Below are 17,507 nucleotides of genomic sequence, written 5' to 3'. Positions count from 1 at the left end.
GCCAACAGCCGCCGGCCCCCCCGGCCGTGCCGCAGGCCACGGCCGAACAGTCCCCCCGCCGGCTCCGGCATCGGCGGGGGACCAGGCGGCTGCCGCAGAGGCGCCGCAGCCGGAGGTCTCCGTCTATTTGTCGCGGAGCGGACAAATAGAGACCCTGCCGCTGGAGGAATACGTCAGCGGCGTACTGGCGGCCGAGATGCCGGCCGAATTTGAGCTAGAAGCGCTCAAGGCGCAGGCCGTAGCGGCCCGCACGTTCATTGCCCGCCGTCTGGCGGCCGGCGACCACAGCGGGGTGCCCGTTCCTGAAGCCGATGTGAGCGATACGGTAAGCCATCAGGCTTACGTATCGAAGGCCGTGCTGGAACGGGACTGGGCGTCCGGCAGCAAGCGTGCCGGACTGGCCAAGCTCCGCCGCGCGGTCCTGGAGACGCGCGGAACGATCATGACCTATCAAGGGCAGCCGATCACGGCTTCCTTCTTCGCCTCCAGCGGAGGGTACACCGAGAACTCCGAGGAGTACTGGAATGCTGCGGTTCCCTACCTGCGCAGTGTAGCCAGCCCCTGGGAGCTGCAGATCACCCCGAACCTGGCGGCAACCTACACCTTCAGTAATTCGGAGCTGCGCAGCAAGCTGGGCCTGGGAAGCGGGGAGCTGCCGGCGGCAGCCAGTCTGGGAGCCTCGGGCAAGGCGCAGCCGGTCTCATCGCGCTCCTCCTCCGGCTTGCCGGCAGAGGTGCTGTCGCTTACTACCGGGCACCGGATCAAAGAGATCTCTATTGGAGGGAAGGTGTTTACCGGGCGGGAAGTGAGAGAGAAGCTGGGGCTGCGTTCGAGCCAGTTCACCTGGAAGCGCCAAGCGGGGAAGGTACTGATCACAACCTATGGTAACGGCCACGGTGTCGGCATGAGCCAGTGGGGGGCGAACGGGATGGCGAAGCAGGGGAAGACCGCTACCCAGATTCTCAAACACTACTACAGCGGGGTCACTTTTACCGGAATCTCAACTCTCCTGAAAAAATAATCTGCAAGATACGTATAAAAGCGAAGCGCCCGGTAACACTGGTTACTGAGGTGATAACCATATGAATGAACAAGACAAAATCAAATCAACCCATGATGAATCTCTCAAAAACAAGCAGGGAGATTCAGGCGCCAAGCCTTCTTCATGGACCAGACTGTTATCCAAACGGTGGGTATTCCCGGCAGTCTACACGGCGGCAGCGGCAATTATACTAACCTTGGTGTGGGTCTATCAGGACGCCGGCCAGAAGCCGCTGAATCCGGACAACGCCGCGGTAGTATCCCAAGGAGAAGCCGGTAACAAAACCGGAGCCGTCAACGGTGATCCCGAAGCCCTGGAAGTTGTTGCTTCAGCCGAAAGCCTGGTCTGGCCGGTTGCCAGCCCAAGTGAAGTAGAAGTGGTCAAACCGTACTACGATGAGAACGGCACGGAAGAGAATCATATTGCGGCGATGGTACAGTACAACAATACCTTTGTCACCAACACCGGAATTGATATTGCCCGTGAGGACAACAAGACGTTTGATGTGAAGGCGGCACTCAGCGGTGAAGTCACCAGAGTGGAAGATGTGGCTGTATTGGGTAAGGTAATCGAGGTAACCTCTCCAGGCGATCTGAAGACGGTCTACCAGAGCCTTGGCGAAACCAAGGTGAAGCAGGGCGATGATGTGAAGCAGGGCGATACACTGGCTACAGCGGGACGCAACGAGATGGAGAAGAGTCTTGGCAACCATGTGCACTTTGAAGTGCATGAGGACGGCAAGATTGTGAATCCTTCAGATCTGCTTCCGCAGCGCTAAGCCGAAACAAATGCAGGGGGCGGAAGCCTCCTGTTTTTTTATGAACCTATAAGGACGGCGTTGCCGTCGCTACTTGACCCGAAATGGACAGTCTGGCAGGTTCTATTCCGGAAATCAGGCTGTGAAATGCAGTGAATTGGGTTGTCCGAGAAATAAAATGAGCCTTCCTGGGCTTGTCATGTCCTGAAAGCGCGAATATATAGTCCCGCCACTCATATAATGTACCAAACTATTCACAGTTGGGAGGCGGGAGCGTGCACGATTACATCAAGGAACGTACCATTAAGATCGGACGCTGCATCGTGGAAACCAGGCACACGGTCCGGACCATTGCCAAGGAATTTGGTGTTTCAAAAAGCACGGTGCATAAAGATTTAACCGAACGGCTGCCGGAGATCAATCCGGATCTGGCTGATCAGGTGAAGCACATTCTCGAATATCACAAGTCCATCCGTCATCTTCGGGGGGGAGAAGCCACAAAAATTAAATATAAGAAAACCACAGGTAAGAAGCGTGAGGTTGCCGTAGCCTCAAAGCCATAAGATTTTCGGATTTTCAAGCCCTAATTCAGGTTTAGTCCATTGTACTCACCCCCTAAAGTATGGTATTTTTAAATTTGGTACAATCTTCATTTCTCATTTAAAATAACACTTTGGGGGCTCTTTCATTATGCTTAGCAAGGATATCGGAATCGATCTCGGCACAGCCAACGTGCTCATTCATGTCAAGGGAAGGGGAGTCGTTCTGAATGAACCTTCCGTGGTCACACTTGAAAGTGATACGAAGCGGGTCCTTGCGGTTGGTGAACAAGCACGCCGGATGGTCGGGCGGACACCTGGTAATATAACGACGATCCGTCCGCTCCGGGATGGTGTGATCGCCGACTTTGCCATTACGGAAATGATGCTCAAATATTTTATTGACAGCGTTGGCGGCCGGACCTGGTATTCGCGGCCCCGTATTTTGATTTGTGCTCCCACCAATATTACTTCTGTGGAAACGAAGTCCATCCGTGAGGCGGCAGAGCGCAGCGGGGCCAAAGAGGTGTTCATGGAGGAAGAGCCCAAAGCTGCAGCCATTGGCGCAGGAATGGACATTTATCAGCCTAGCGGAAATATGGTCGTCGATATTGGCGGCGGAACGACGGATGTAGCCGTATTGTCTATGGGCGACGTCGTTACCGCCTCTTCCATTAAAATTGCGGGGGACAAGTTCGACGATGCCATTTTAAAATATATCAAACAGAAATATAAGCTCCTGATCGGTGAACGTACAGCGGAGGATATCAAGGTGACCATCGGTTCGGTACGTCCGGGCGGGATGAAGGCAGAGATGGATATCCGCGGGCGTGATATGGTGAGCGGACTTCCCCAGACCCTGTCCATTTCATCCGCCGAGGTGAAGGAAGCGCTGTGGGACCCGGTGTCATCCATTGTGGCTGCGGCCAAGTCGGTGCTGGAGCGTACGCCTCCTGAGCTGTCGGCAGATATCATTGACCGTGGAGTTGTATTGACCGGCGGCGGTGCTCTGCTTAACGGACTGGACGAGCTGCTCTCCGAACAGCTTCATGTGCCGGTCTGGGTGGCTGAGGACCCGATGCATTGTGTAGTGAAGGGCACAGGAATTATGCTGGATCATTTGGACAAGGTGGTTAAGAAAAAGTTCTAGCCTGCCGATAATAAGGGAGAACAGCAGATTCCAGGAAGGGACTGACCTCATGCTCAGAGGATTATATACAGCCGCAGCAGGCATGGTAACACAGCAGCGCAGACATGATACGGCGACGCAGAACATGGTCAATTTGAATACTACGGGGTACAAGCAGGTGGACAGTGTAAGCCACGCCTTCCCCGAGGTGCTGATTACCGCAATGAGCGGGGGCGCCGCTAAGCCCGTCGGACGGATCAACACCGGGGTTTTTGCCGAGCAGTCCGTCTCCCAATACCTTCAGGGCGACCTCATCGAGAGCGGCAAAAGCACGGATTTTGCGCTGTCCACCGACTTGCAGATCGAGGACCCTGATAATCCTGGGACCAACCTTGTTTTTGACGGCTCGGGTAAATATATCAGTCCGGATGGCGAGGTTACTTACCGGCCGCAGGCGTTTTTTACCGTTCAAGATAATGAAGGAAATAATTTATATACACGTAACGGAAGCTTTACCGTTGCTCCCACAGGGGAAGTGCTCAGCTCAGGAGGATTCAAGGTGCTGGGCAGTAACGGCAATCCGCTGAGATTGACAGGGCCCCAGGATAACCTTACAGTGGACGGGCAGGGCAATCTGATTAACAATAATACGGGGCAGCCTTCAGGCGCCCGGATCGGAATCAGCGTCATCACAAGACCGCAGGAGCTGGTGCGTGACGGCAACGGGGTCTTCCATGCCGATGATGTGGAGGCCGCAGACATCCGCTTTTCTAATGGAACGGATAATCTGCAGGTACGGCAGGGCTACCTCGAGAACTCCAATGTGGATGCCACTCAGGTGACTGTGGATATGAACGCCGCTTACCGCGCTTATGAAGCGAATCAGAAAGTGATCCAGTTCTATGACAGCAGCCTGCAGAAGGCCGTGAATGAAGTCGGCCGGGTATAACCGGGCTGCATGGACCCTTATACTGACGGTGTAAGCCAGTTTCTTCTTATCAGACTTGTGGGAGGTTAGACCTGTGAACAACTCGACAATCGGTGCCGCTGTCTCGATGGCCAGTCTGCAGCAGCGGCTGGATATTATAGCGGATAACATAGCCAATATGAATACCAATGGTTATAAGAGTAAAGAAGGCTCATTCGAGGATGTGCTTACCCGTGTGCAGCAGCAGTCCAAGGATTATAATCAGCCTGGACGCAGTATGCCGCTGGGCTTCAATATCGGCTTCGGTGTCCGTGTGCCTACAGTTTCAAGTAATTGGGAGGAAGGTACGCTCCAGGAGACAGGGAAGCCTACGGACTTGGCGCTCCAAGGCAACGGATTGTTCGGTGTTCAGGTGAACGGTGAAACGGCATATACCCGCCAGGGGAACTTCCACTTCACCCCGGATACCGCCAATAAGAACAGGATGATTCTTGTGGACAATACCGGGAACCCTGTGCTGGGTGCGAACGGCACCCCGCTCACCGTAGGGGCTAATGTAAGTGCTGCTATTGATGAGCGCGGGCAAGTGTGGACCAAGACGGATGAGAAACAGCCGCCTGTCCTGGCAGGCAGTCTAATGATTGTTGAGCCGCTTAGTAAGAGAGCACTCCAGGCGGTAGATGGCAATTTCTATGTATTGGCTGAGGGTGTGACCGCGCAGCAGGCATTCAAGGCTGCTGCAGAGCCTTCGACAGTGGGCGTGCGTTCAGGCTATCTTGAATCCTCTAACGTGGATCTGAGCCGGGAAATGACGGAGATGATGCAGATTCAGCGTACGTACCAGCTTGCTGCCCGGGCGCTGTCCTCCAGTGACCAGATGCTGGGCCTGGCTAATAACATGCGCGCGTGAGGTGAAGGAATGAGTCGTGAGAAGGTTAAGACTGCACAGAATGCAGAAGAAGAACAGCAACAGCAGCCGGTGAAGCGGCGCAGAATTAAGGCCTGGACCATTATCCAGTGGTTCCTGATCCCATTGCTGCTCGTTGCCGCGCTTGGGGGCGGGCTGGTCGTAGGGTATGTGATCCTCGGCAAAAAGGAACTGAGCGATGTGCTCCTGTGGAGTACCTGGAAGCATGTATATGACCTGGTATTCGCACCCTGAAACGTAATGACACACCGATATCGGAGGCTCCCTTGTTGTGCAGGGGAGTTTTCTTTTTTATACTGGAAAATGTATAATGATGGCGTGCCCTAAGAGCGCCAAAAAGGGCTCTCTCCGCCATGCTGCCGCGTGCGGCGGAGAAAGCCCCTTATCTCAACCTCCACTGCTGCAGGTGGTGAAGGATAATTATAGTTTTTGCCGAAGCTGCCCATATTTATGCAGGGCAGCGGAGAATAAAACAAAAGTGCTGCTGTAGGCGGAGGTTCATAAGACGCGGTTACAACCGAAGGGAGCTTTTTAATCATGATGAATACCAATGAAATTCAAGAAATAATCCCCCACCGGCCCCCATTTCTGCTGGTGGACAGAATTACTGAAATAGAAATGGGCAAACGTGCGGTAGGCATCAAGAATGTTACAGTGAACGAGCCGTTTTTCGCCGGACATTTCCCTGGGTTTCCAGTTATGCCGGGTGTGCTGATTACCGAAGCCTTGGCTCAGGTGGGTGCTGTAGCTATTCTCGGAGTAGAGGCCAATCGTGGGAAAATCGGCTTTCTGGCCGGGCTTGACGGCTTCCGGTTCCGTGGACAGGTTGTACCCGGCGATACCCTTGTGCTTGAGGTAGAGATTACCCGGCTTAAAGGCAGCATCGGCAAAGGACAAGCCACCGCCAAGGTGGACGGCAAGACGGTAGCCTCCGGCGAGATTATGTTCGCACTGAGCTAGTTCCTGTTATAAACTTATATATTATAGATGGAGAAGGAGAGATTGACATGACTGGATTAAGCCCGAAAGCGCAGGAGACCCTGACACGCTGGCTGCAGGACCCTTCTGTCGACGAGAGCACCAAAGAAGAGCTGAAGGCTCTTGCGGGTGAACCGAAGGAACTGGAAGAACGATTCTATAGAGATCTTGAATTCGGTACAGGCGGCTTGCGCGGAGTCATTGGGGCAGGCAGTAACCGGATGAACCGTTATACGGTGGGCCGGGCAACTCAGGGCTTTGCAGATTACATTCTGGGACAGCATACGGGAGAAGGCAGACCCTCGGTGGTCATTGCCCACGATTCCCGGCGCTTCTCGCCGGAATTCACGCTGGAGGCTGCGCTTGTACTCGCCGGCAACGGCATTGAGACCCATCTGTTCCCTTCCTTGCGCTCTACGCCGCAGCTGTCCTTTGCTGTCCGCCATCTGAAGGCTTCTGGAGGCATCGTGATCACCGCCAGCCACAACCCGCCTGAATATAACGGGTACAAGGTCTACAATGCCCAGGGCGGTCAGCTGGTGCCGCATGAAGCAGAGCAGGTTATTGCTAATATCCTGAATGTGGACTCCTTCAACGGGGTGAAGCGCATGTCTCAGGACGCTGCAGAGAGCGCAGGATTGCTGCACTGGCTGGGAGCCGAAGAGGACGAAGCCTTTACGGATACGGTTGCTGCGGTAAGTGTCAGCCGTGAAGAAATTGCTTCTTCGCTGGGCCGTGACTTCTCCATTGTCTATACGCCTCTGCACGGAACAGGCAATCTTCCGGTCCGCCGTGTACTGGAGAAGATCGGCTTCACCCAGGTGCATGTAGTCCCTGAGCAGGAACAGCCGGATTCCGAATTCTCTACCGTGAAATCACCGAATCCGGAGGAACGCGAAGCCTTCACCCTGGCGATGAAGCTGGGCGAGGAATTAAATGCGGATCTGCTGATCGGTACAGACCCGGATGCTGACCGTATGGGTGCTGTGGTCCGTGACAATGAAGGCAAATTTGTGGTGCTGTCCGGGAATCAGTCGGGCGCACTTATGATTCATTATTATCTGAGCCGGTTACAGGAACAAGGGAAGCTGCCAAGCAACGGTGCTGTAGTCAAGACGATTGTAACCAGTGAGATGGGCGCTGCTGTAGCCAGCCATTATGGCGCTACGGTGTTCAACACTCTGACCGGGTTCAAATATATCGGGGAGAAGATGAACCAGTTCGAGCAGTCCGGCGAGTATACCTATCTGTTCGGATACGAAGAAAGTTACGGTTACCTGGCCGGCAACTATGCCCGTGACAAGGATGCCGTCCTGGCTGCGATGCTGATCGCCGAAGCGGGTGCCTATTACAAAGCCCAAGGCAAGACCCTGTATGATGTGCTGCAAGAGTTGTATGCGCAGTTCGGATACTTCCTGGAGAGTCTGGAATCCCGCACGTTGAAAGGCAAAGACGGAGTGGCTCAGATTCAGGGGATCATGAATGACTGGCGGACCAGCCCGCCGCATGAAATCGCCGGAGCTTCCGTAACGCAGGTGCTGGACTATTCCCTGGGTCTGGACGGACTGCCTAAGGAGAACGTGCTGAAATATCTGCTGTCGGACGGTTCCTGGTTCTGCCTGCGCCCTTCCGGCACAGAACCGAAGATCAAAGTGTATTTTGCCGTTGTGGGTGAATCACTGGACAATGCCAAGCACAAGGTTGCTGAATTGACCCGTCAGGTTATGGCACGGGTAGACGGGAAATAATACACAATATATAACTTCACTGCGGAAACGGAGCTGCTCCAGATGGAGAGATCTCCGTTTCCGCTTAAATTTGCCGCTGGCAAGAGGATCAGCATCTATGAGGTACGGCAATCAGCTTTAAAGTGAAAGAGGAGGTACTTTGGTGCAGCAGAAATGGCAACGCTGGAATATAGCATCACGCAAGTGGTTATGGATTATTATGGTGATTGGACTGATCGGGGCGCTTCCGGTCGTATATGACCGTTTGCAGACAGAGAGGTCTTCCAAAACGGTGGAGTTTGTCTTTGATTACCGCGATCTGGTTGAGGTTGCGAGCTACCGGGAGAACCCGCAGGATTATATCAACGAGCAGCTGGACCGGCTGAAGGCTGCCGGTGTTCAGAGTATGGCTATCTATGAGAATACACTGGAGGATTTCCGCAAGGCGCGCCGCCTGATGATCTGGGGAGCGTCTGATATTGCCAATCTTACCGATACTGTGATTCCGGAGAATGAGAACTATACATATGTCCTCTTTACCAGTGCGAAGAACAGTGAAATGCTCTTGCCGGTTATCCGGGATGCCTTCAGCAGGCTGGATATCCAGACGGAAGAGTGGAACTACCGGGGGCAACAGGGGCTGATCATCCAGACACCGCTGGAGGATGCAACGCTCAAGCCGCTACAGCCGGACCCTATTACCCTGGAAATGCTGCATGGGAAGGGCTTCAGTATTGTGCCCCGGCTCGTAGATTCTCTGGCCTACAATCAGGATGCCGTGAAGAAGCTGCTGGACCGTTACGCCGAGCTTGGCGTCAAGCGGATTCTTTTTGAAGGCGAGTCTGTCAAGGGTTACTCCGATGATGCCGATACGGCCAGTCTGACAGCCTTCGCCAATCTCCTGAAGCAGCACGGGATGGGGATTGCGGCTATCGAGAATATTAAGGTTCAGCAGAAGGGCTTCTCCAAGCTGGCCTATATGCTGGATTACAACGTGACACGCCTGTATTCACTCAGCGAGGCGGATTCCAACCTGAAGACGGAAGTGATTGCAGACCGCTTCGCGCTGGGCACGAAAGACCGCAATATCCGCATGATCTATCTGAATACAATTCCCTCAAGAGATACCAAGAAGGCTGCGATTACCGATACGCTGGATAATCTGATCGAGAGTCTCAGCGGACCTGAAGGTGCGGTGGCCAAGATTGAGGCTAACGGCTTCAATCTTGGACAAGCTACAGCATTTGATGTGGCCGACTCCTCCTTCCAGCGTTATTTCAAGCTGATTGCAGTGATCGGAGCGGTGGCTATGGTTGCGCTGCTGTTTTCCTACTTCATTCCTTGGCTTACGCTGCCAGTGTGGGTACTTGGACTGGTTGGAAGCGCCGGGCTGCTGGTTCTGAAGCCGACCTTATTTGAACAGGCGCTTGCGCTTGCAGTAGCCATAAGTGCACCTACCCTGGCTATAATACTGGCTATCCGCAAAATTAATGAGATGGGCCCGCCTTTACGCGCCAATCCGTTAACCTTTGCCGTAATGAGCCCGCGCCGCCGTCTGACGCATAGTCTGGTCCTGTATGTCAAAACTGCGTTAATCACCTTCAGTGCGGTGCCTTTCGTCATTGCACTGCTGAACAATATCACCTATGCCCTGGTACTGGAACAGTTCCGCGGTGTGAGTCTGCTGCATTTGGCCCCGATCGGGCTTATCGCCATTTATGTTCTTTTGTACCGTGGTGAGTTTGCCTTTAACAAGACGGGCAAGCTGCTGCGCACGCCGATTACACTTGCTATGGTCATTGCCGCCGGGGTTATCGGCATCGTGGGCATGTACTATTTAAGCCGGACCGGCAATGCGGGAAGTGTGAGCGGACCGGAGAAGCTCCTGCGTGTCTTCCTGGAGAATACCGTAGGTGTAAGACCGCGCAACAAGGAATTCCTGCTGGCTCATCCGCTCTTTATTCTCGGTGCATTCCTGGCCTATAAATACCGGAGCGCAGCCTTCATCATGATTATTGCAGTCATTGGCCAGTTGTCTATGGTGGATACCTTTGCCCATATTCACTCGCCTGTGCTGATCTCGCTGATCCGCGGACTCCTGGGTCTTGGACTCGGCCTGATCATCGGGATTATCGCTGTAGGGGTATGGCAGATTGCAGAAGGGTGTTGGAAACGATGGTCGCCGCTGCTCAAAAAATTGTAATCTCCGGCTTTTACGGGTTCCGCAACAGCGGAGATGAAGCCGTTCTGCAGTCTATTCTGAATGCTCTACGCAAGCAGTCCCAGGCTGCCGGAATTACGCTGGAGCCTGTGGTATTATCCATTGATCCAGAGTGGACCGCCGCCACGTACGGGGTAGAATCAGTACACCGGATGAAGCTGGGTGAGGTACGGAGGGCCCTATCGGAGAGTGCGGGCCTGATCAGCGGCGGGGGCAGCCTGCTTCAGGATGTCACGAGCAGCAAGACCATTCCGTATTACCTGGGCATCATTAAGCTGGCCCAGTGGATGGGGAAGCCGACATTTATCTATGCCCAGGGGGTCGGCCCGGTGAACCGCAAGCTGTTTCATCCGCTAATCAAATCGATTTTCCGGAAATGTGCTTATATCTCCTTGCGGGATGAACAGTCCCGCTTGTTGCTTCAGTCTATGGGGCTTAACATTGATGAGATAGACGTTGTACCTGACCCGGTTATGGGTCTGGAGTTGCCTAAGGATATGCAGACAGAGCATACTGATGCGGGTTCTGTAGCCGGGGATACACCCGATTCCGGCCTGCAAGGCGGACCTGCTACCGTTGGTGTCTCCGTGCGCTTCTGGGAGCAATCCCGCCAGGAGCTGGATGCCTTGGCCGAAGGTCTGGTGAAGGCTTCGGCGGTGCAACCGCTCCATGTTCGCTTTCTGCCCTTCCATCATTCTGCCGACAATGAGGCTTCCCGCTATGTGATGCAGAAGATGGGCCGGGGCATAGAGGATAATGGGGGATCGGTAACGATCCGTGAAGACGCGCTTCATCCGCTGCAGATGCTGCAGGAGGTAAGCCGGTGTCAGGCGCTTATAGGCATGCGGCTGCACAGCCTTATCTATGCTGCGGGACAGCGTGTTCCGCTGCTGGGTGTCTCCTATGATCCGAAGATTGATCATTTCCTGGAGCGGGTTGCCTGTCAGCCGGTGGGCAAGACAGATACACTGGAGGCAGACAAGGTGGCTGCCGGGGTGCTGGAGCTGCTGAGTTCAGGGGAGAGCTGGAGGCAGGAGCGGGAGCCGCTGATTGCCGCGCTCGTGCAAGCGGCAGAAGCTCCGGCCCGGCGAATTGCCCAATATTTCGGCCATAAAGGATGAGTGACAAGTGAAAGCAGATAGCGCATTACCTACAGTGCCTATTTTTGGCATACGAGTATCCAAGGCGGATATGAAAACCACCGTTTCCTATTTGATTGACGCAGTTCATAAGCGTGAACCCCATCAGGTAATTACTGCCAATCCGATTATGGTTATGGCGGCGCTGGAGAATCCCGCTTATATGGAGATTATGAAATCAGCAGAGCTTGTTGTCCCTGACGGGACTGGAGTAGTATGGGCAGCGGGATATTGTCATGAGCCTGTAGCTGAGCGTGTAGCGGGATTTGATCTTTTACATGAATTATTGCATCAGGGCGAAAGCTACAACTGGAGAGTATATTTGCTCGGTTCCACCCCTGAGGTGATTCGCGAGACGGCTTCTAGGTTACAAACAAGATATCCCGGTATTGTCATCGCAGGATATCATGACGGGTATTTTGGTCCGGCAGAGGACGAAATGATTGTAGAGGGTATCCTTGAAGCGAAGCCTGACCTGCTCTTTGTCGCCAGAGGGGCGGACAGCCAGGAGCCTTGGATCGCCAAATACAAATCCCGGCTGCAGATCCCGGTGATGATGGGGGTCGGCGGGAGCTTTGATGTGATCTCCGGCAAGAGCCGCCGTGCTCCTGCTGCCTTCCAGAAATTAAGAGCAGAATGGTTATACCGGCTGTTGAAGGAACCGTCACGTTACAAAAGAATGCTTGCGCTGCCGAAATTCGCAGTAAAAGTGGTGCGAGAGAAAGATAAAGTCACAAAAGACTAGTTAAATGAGGGTATTTACTGAAAAAATCCGTGTTACCGCCTAAAAACAGTATTGGAATTTGTTTTTGGTTCAGCGTATAATTCAATGCGGTAGAGAAATGGGGGTCGACTTTTCAAATGTTAATCATATACATCGCCGGATTCATTGTGTGCATGGTGCTTGCACTGCTATTGACGCCGTTCGTGAAGAAATTCGCTATTAAGATCGGTGCGACAGATGTGCCAAATGCCCGGAAAGTGCATACGAAGATCATGCCCCGCCTTGGCGGACTCGGCATATTTCTGGCGTTTGTGTTAGGCCTGCTTGCCGTATTACCGATTATTCCGTATGACTTCACTCCCCGGGAGGCTAATTTCATTAAGGCGCTGCTATGCGGCGGCGGGCTGATTGTGTTGATCGGCGGTCTGGATGACCGTTTTGAGCTGTCAGCCAAAGTGAAGCTGCTGGGCCAAATTGCCGCTGCCTGTATCGTCGTTTTCGGGTTTGGCATTACGGTTGATTTCGTAAATATTCCTTTTCATAATAGCTATTCTTCCTTGGAAAGCTGGATTGCCATCCCTCTGACGATCTTCTGGATTGTCGGCGTCACGAATGCCGTGAACCTGATCGACGGGCTGGACGGGCTTGCAGCAGGCGTATCCGGTATCGCCATTGCTACGATTGCCGTCATGGCCTTCCTGATGGGGAACACTATGGTTGCCCTGCTCTGTCTGCTGCTTCTGGGCAGCATCCTGGGATTCCTGTTCTTCAACTTCCATCCCGCCAAAATCTTCATGGGAGATACGGGCTCGCTGTTCCTGGGCTTCTGCCTGGCGCTGCTTGCACTCCTCGGATTCAAACAGATTGCGGTGGTCTCATTCATCACACCACTCCTGATTATCGGAGTTCCGTTATCGGATACGTTCTTCGCCATCGTGCGGCGCAAGCTGCAAAAGAAGCCGATCTTCGCTCCGGACAAAGGCCATCTCCATCACTGCCTGCGGGAGCTGGGCTTCAGCCACCGCCAGACGGTACTGATCATCTACGGCATTGCCGCCTTCTTCGGAATCCTGGCGGTCATCCAGACCTCCGCTTCGCTCTACGAAGCCAACTGGGTTACCTTCGTAGTCATCTGCGTGATGCTCTTCTTCCTGCAGATCGGCGCAGAGATCACAGGTGTCATCAGCAAGACCAAGCGTCCGGTGATTGATTTGTTTTTGCGGATGCGGATGAAGGTTGGGCAGGAGCGGGGCAGCAAGTTATAATTTCTGTTGAAGCCAAGCTCAATTCACAAATAGCTTCATTAAATACTGGTGCGTATCCTTCATAAAGGGTGCGCCTTTTTTTTGTCTTATTGCAGATCTGGATGCCGCTTACAGAAAAGTTGGACAGAGTCCTTCAAATTATGGACTGCTGGACCGATAAAATAATTATCATCAACAAAAAGGGAGAGGTTAATGACATGCAGCGCATGAGAAAAACATTTATCTGGACACTTCTGTTCGCTTTATTGGTATCCTTAGTCCCACCAGGACTTATGAATATTGCGGCGGCTGCAGATAAGCCGACCAGTTACTTTACACCGGATAATCAAAAGCTGCGGAATACGGTTGATCTGACTTTACTTCCGTCTTCTTCAGTGCCGTCAAAGCAGATTGCAAGAGACAATGTATTGCAGGTGACAGATGCGAGTCTGACAGTTACGGGAACCTTTACAAAGGTAACCAGCTCTACACTGGGAGCAAATGTACAGTTATTGAATTGGGATCAGAAGAATAACAAGTGGCTGGAAGACCCTACACATGTAACACCCGGAGTTGTTCAACTGGATGTTGACAGCCCTGATAACCGTTTCAGCGCCAATTTGACCCTGTATCCCGGTATGAACCGGATTACATTGACCGGATCACAAGGCAGCAATGACCGTTCAGAAGCATTTTACGTTCTGTTTGATAAGGTTCCTTATGTGGAGAAGCTTCAGGTTCTTGGGGGATCTGAGAAGCTGAATCTGAATGAAGGTGCACAGCTGGTCGTAGCCAACAAGGAAATTACGCTTGAAGGCAAGGCGCAGAATGCAACCAAGGTTACCGTTTCTCTTAATGAGGGTACTGCATCAAGTACATCTTTATTGCAGGATGGCACCTTCTTTTCCCAGCGAATGGAGCTTAAGCCTGGGGTGAACAGCCTTAAGCTGGTTGTGCAGAATGGCTCTGACACGCTGAGCTTTCAATATTCAATTTTCTATTATGATGAGAAGAACCCTATAGTCGCCATGTATTTAGGAGATAAGAATGGCCAAGGTCAAGACTTCTTGTACGGAGATCAGCCTGTGATGACCGAAGACAGCGATACTGCCAATTTGTTCGTCCAGATGATGGTTCCAGACAATTCCGGAGTGCCCTTCAGCGGATCAGCAGTTGTGAAGCTGGATAGCACAGTGCCTGCTATCGAATATGGTGCAGGATTAACACTTGGAAGCAGTGGAACTGTAGAGTTGAAATCAGGCTCAGAAATTCTGGTGCCTTCTCCCATTAAAGATGCGCCTGCTTATCGGCTGGTAACCTTTAAAATTCCTTTAACTCTAACAAAGGATAATGCAACACCTGCTAACCGCTTGGAGAAGCAGACGCATAATCTTTCGGTAGCCTATGGAACTAAGACTGTTAACCGTTCCATTGAATTTCAGTATATGAAGAATAACATTGTAATTACAGATATGAAGTATCTGCCGGGATATAACGAAACAACAGGGACAGTACCTGCAGGAGTAGCGTTGAATGGGGCTAAGGTGGATTCGGGTGAGTTTTATATCTTGGTTAAGACCAATACGGCTATATCAACCACACCTGTGAAGCTGCTGGCAAGCTATTTGCCTTTGTCCACCAGAATGTTAGAGCCAACATGGATAAAGGCGGTAACGCCAACAGAGCATATCTTTAAAATTACAGATTTCCAGAACGGTAATCAGACCGTCCGGTTCAAGATTGATGGCTCGTCCTCCAACAAGGATGTGAATATTTCATTTGCCTCCAAAAGCTATATTTATGTATCCAACCTTACGGATGGACAGACTTATGTAATCAATTCCAAAGAAAGTACAATGTTGAATGTCAAAGGGCAGTATATTGATTTTAATCTAAGCAGTAAATATTTTTTGGCTGAAATGTATGTGAATGGAGCAAAAACAAGACCAACGGGAACAGCTACCACATGGCTTGATTCACTAGGTAATTTCTCAGTGGATTTAAAAATTGACGCAACCGCTGGACCCATCGTATTTGGAGAGAACAAAATTGTTCTGACAGGAACAGGGGTTGATGAAAAGGGACAGGTTCGTGAGGTCCGCAAGGAACTGCGCGTCTATATTCTGGATGAGAATGTATCGACCATCAGCAAATTCCAGCCGGCCTTAGGCACAGGAAGATCTACATTCCCTGACGCTAATTTTGGACCAACGGATGTACTGCTTACCAAGCTGTTCAATTTGACACCTGACTTTATTTATAATGATACAAAGTATACAACCAGCCTGAAGACTTACGATCTGGTGCTGCGAGGCAGCGGAGCGGTGAAGCTGAACCTGAACCTGGGGACCAAAAATATATTGTCGCTTGATATTCCGGCCAATGCCAGTGCCGCGAATACAGCAAGCCCGGTGTTTGCAGATCAACGTTACACTACCAGCTTTGCCGGCAGTCAGAAGGACTTCGTCATGCGGATTCAGGATCTTACTAATGATACACCGGGAACCTACATCTATACGCTTGAACTGATCAACAGCACGGGTGCCAAGACCAGCCAGAAGCTGGAACTGATTCGTGAGGTCAGTGCTTACCGCATTCTGTCGCCGCAACCTTCAGTAGGAACCCAATATGTTGTGAATAAGAACTTTGTTCATTTTGATATTGAAGCTGAGGGAGCTACAAATGTAGTTATTGATAAAGAGCAGGCCGTTAAGCGAACGGATCTGGGACCGGGCCGGTTCGTTCTGGATTATGTAGGCTTGAAGCCGGATAAGGCAAACAGCATCAAAATTCAAATTGTCAGAGGAAGCAGTACAAGTACAGATACCATTTCAATATTCTATACGGGCACTGTAGCCGTTGATACACAGTATATGGCACCTAAGGTAGCGGACAAATACAGTGTATTTAATAAGAAGCTGGAACTCAACTTCCCGAAAGGGACGGTAATGCAAAGTACAGATACGCGCAATCTGAAGAAGTTCTATCCTGATACCAAACTCCGCTTCGGTATTGCTGAACCGACAACAGGTGTGGTGGAACGCCGTAACGATTATGGCAATGTCATCGGCTTCCCGGTAACGTTTGAAGAGAGCGGGATTCCTAACTGGAATATTCCCGATGAGTTTTCACTCCGATTTAGTTCTCCTTATGAGAGCAGCAACTTCGTAAGAATATCGGATGTGTACTGGATTAGCGGAGGCCTGGGCGAACTGGGTGCAGTCTCAACTGCAGGCTACATTCCTGCCACGAATGGTCTGGCTCCCTATTCTGTAGATGGTTTGTTCGGAGATCCGCAGACTCCAGCAGAACGCAAGATCACACCGTCCAAGCGGGGGAAACTAACCCTGGCCTTTGACTCCAATGTCGTTGACGATGCGGGGACGGTTGTCACTGTGTTCCAATATAACTCCAACCGTGAATGGGTGAATATTGGCGGTACTGTGGATACCAACAAGCACACGATCAGTGTTCCGTTTGACGAGTTTGGTTATTATAAGGTTATGAAGATGAGCCGCGGCTATAACGATATTACGAATCATCAATGGGCCCGGAACATTCTCAATGCCCTGTATGCCAAGGGGATTATGAATAATCTCCGCTTTGAACAATTTGGTACAGACGATCAGACAACAAGAGGCGAGTTTGCGACCCTGCTTGTAAAGGGCCTGAATCTGCCGCTTAACTACGATAGTAATAAGACCTATTCAGATTTGGTTCCAGGAGCAGGTTCAGTGACTTGGGACTATGAACATATTGAGACAGCATCCAGAGCCGGAATTGTGACCGGGCTTACCGATGGGGTATTTGGACCCGATCAACCGATTACGCGTGAGCAGGCGGCTGTGATGATTGCCAGAGCACTCAAGCTGAAGCTGCCGGTTAACGATCAGAAATTGAAGGATGCAGTAGCCAAGTCCTTCCTGGATTCCGGTAAGATAGAGTCCTACGCGTTATCAGCAGTTCAGGCCGTGTCAAAGGCTAAAATCATGAACGGGGCTGAGGTGAACACCCCAGGGCAGAAAAAGGCTTCTTACAACTTTAATCCCAAAGCCAATATGACAAGAGCTGAGGCCGGTAAAATTGCTGTGGAGCTTTTGAAAAAAAGCACTACAATTTTCCCTAAAACCCTGAGCTAGGGATGAGAGCCC

General features: G+C 51.8%; 14 protein-coding genes. All 14 read left to right on the top strand.

Features of this window, described 5'->3' with window-relative positions; translation table 11 throughout:
• Window positions 1-127 precede the first annotated feature (127 nt).
• Window positions 128-1,021 carry a stage II sporulation protein D gene (spoIID, locus tag MHH28_RS19985; protein ID WP_405104835.1) on the top strand — a complete coding sequence of 298 codons (894 nt, stop codon included), beginning with the start codon at window positions 128-130 and terminating at the stop codon, window positions 1,019-1,021.
• 61 nt (window positions 1,022-1,082) lie between these two features.
• Entirely contained in the window at window positions 1,083-1,820 is a 738-nt protein-coding gene (locus tag MHH28_RS19980; protein WP_405104833.1) for a peptidoglycan DD-metalloendopeptidase family protein, read from the top strand.
• 254 nt (window positions 1,821-2,074) lie between these two features.
• Window positions 2,075-2,362, top strand: a complete 288-nt coding sequence (gene spoIIID / locus MHH28_RS19975; protein WP_019915029.1) for a sporulation transcriptional regulator SpoIIID — start codon at window positions 2,075-2,077, stop codon at window positions 2,360-2,362.
• A gap of 127 nt (window positions 2,363-2,489) precedes the next feature.
• Entirely contained in the window at window positions 2,490-3,488 is a 999-nt protein-coding gene (gene mreB, locus MHH28_RS19970; protein ID WP_405104831.1) for a rod shape-determining protein MreB, read from the top strand.
• A gap of 49 nt (window positions 3,489-3,537) precedes the next feature.
• Entirely contained in the window at window positions 3,538-4,416 is an 879-nt protein-coding gene (locus MHH28_RS19965) for a flagellar hook-basal body protein (RefSeq protein ID WP_405104829.1), read from the top strand.
• 73 nt (window positions 4,417-4,489) lie between these two features.
• Entirely contained in the window at window positions 4,490-5,305 is an 816-nt protein-coding gene (locus MHH28_RS19960; RefSeq protein WP_405104827.1) for a flagellar hook-basal body protein, read from the top strand.
• A gap of 9 nt (window positions 5,306-5,314) precedes the next feature.
• Window positions 5,315-5,557 carry a DNA-directed RNA polymerase subunit beta gene (locus tag MHH28_RS19955; protein WP_405104825.1) on the top strand — a complete coding sequence of 81 codons (243 nt, stop codon included), beginning with the start codon at window positions 5,315-5,317 and terminating at the stop codon, window positions 5,555-5,557.
• Between the two features lie 303 nt (window positions 5,558-5,860).
• Window positions 5,861-6,283 (top strand): 3-hydroxyacyl-ACP dehydratase FabZ, encoded by a 423-nt coding sequence (gene fabZ, locus MHH28_RS19950; RefSeq protein ID WP_339251866.1) that lies wholly within the window; start codon window positions 5,861-5,863, stop codon window positions 6,281-6,283.
• Between the two features lie 47 nt (window positions 6,284-6,330).
• On the top strand, window positions 6,331-8,049 hold the full coding sequence (locus MHH28_RS19945; protein ID WP_405104823.1) for a phospho-sugar mutase: 1,719 nt from the start codon (window positions 6,331-6,333) through the stop codon (window positions 8,047-8,049).
• A 142-nt stretch (window positions 8,050-8,191) separates the two neighbouring features.
• Window positions 8,192-10,231 (top strand): DUF5693 family protein, encoded by a 2,040-nt coding sequence (locus MHH28_RS19940; RefSeq protein WP_405104821.1) that lies wholly within the window; start codon window positions 8,192-8,194, stop codon window positions 10,229-10,231.
• Entirely contained in the window at window positions 10,204-11,370 is a 1,167-nt protein-coding gene (gene csaB, locus MHH28_RS19935) for a polysaccharide pyruvyl transferase CsaB (RefSeq protein WP_405117186.1), read from the top strand. The genes MHH28_RS19940 and csaB overlap by 28 nt, the downstream gene beginning before the upstream one ends.
• 70 nt (window positions 11,371-11,440) lie before the next feature.
• Window positions 11,441-12,133, top strand: coding sequence for a WecB/TagA/CpsF family glycosyltransferase (locus MHH28_RS19930; RefSeq protein WP_405104819.1), 693 nt, complete (start codon window positions 11,441-11,443; stop codon window positions 12,131-12,133).
• Between the two features lie 116 nt (window positions 12,134-12,249).
• Window positions 12,250-13,377: a glycosyltransferase family 4 protein gene (locus MHH28_RS19925; protein WP_405104817.1), complete on the top strand. Its 1,128-nt coding sequence runs from the start codon at window positions 12,250-12,252 to the stop codon at window positions 13,375-13,377.
• Window positions 13,378-13,583: 206 nt separating this feature from the next.
• On the top strand, window positions 13,584-17,495 hold the full coding sequence (locus tag MHH28_RS19920; RefSeq protein ID WP_405104815.1) for an S-layer homology domain-containing protein: 3,912 nt from the start codon (window positions 13,584-13,586) through the stop codon (window positions 17,493-17,495).
• The last annotated feature ends 12 nt before the right edge of the window (window positions 17,496-17,507 follow it).

Origin of the sequence: Paenibacillus sp. FSL K6-1217 (assembly GCF_045040735.1) — a bacterium.
Taxonomy (GTDB): domain Bacteria; phylum Bacillota; class Bacilli; order Paenibacillales; family Paenibacillaceae; genus Paenibacillus_AQ.
This window is presented reverse-complemented; position numbering and strand designations above follow the sequence as displayed.

Coding starts and splice junctions, on each gene's coding strand:
- MHH28_RS19980 (WP_405104833.1), top strand. CDS start 1,083: ATGAATGAACAAGACAAAATCAAATCAACCCATGATGAATCTCTCAAA.
- mreB (WP_405104831.1), top strand. CDS start 2,490: ATGCTTAGCAAGGATATCGGAATCGATCTCGGCACAGCCAACGTGCTC.
- MHH28_RS19965 (WP_405104829.1), top strand. CDS start 3,538: ATGCTCAGAGGATTATATACAGCCGCAGCAGGCATGGTAACACAGCAG.
- MHH28_RS19955 (WP_405104825.1), top strand. CDS start 5,315: ATGAGTCGTGAGAAGGTTAAGACTGCACAGAATGCAGAAGAAGAACAG.
- fabZ (WP_339251866.1), top strand. CDS start 5,861: ATGATGAATACCAATGAAATTCAAGAAATAATCCCCCACCGGCCCCCA.
- MHH28_RS19945 (WP_405104823.1), top strand. CDS start 6,331: ATGACTGGATTAAGCCCGAAAGCGCAGGAGACCCTGACACGCTGGCTG.
- csaB (WP_405117186.1), top strand. CDS start 10,204: ATGGTCGCCGCTGCTCAAAAAATTGTAATCTCCGGCTTTTACGGGTTC.
- MHH28_RS19930 (WP_405104819.1), top strand. CDS start 11,441: ATGAAAACCACCGTTTCCTATTTGATTGACGCAGTTCATAAGCGTGAA.
- MHH28_RS19925 (WP_405104817.1), top strand. CDS start 12,250: ATGTTAATCATATACATCGCCGGATTCATTGTGTGCATGGTGCTTGCA.
- MHH28_RS19920 (WP_405104815.1), top strand. CDS start 13,584: ATGAGAAAAACATTTATCTGGACACTTCTGTTCGCTTTATTGGTATCC.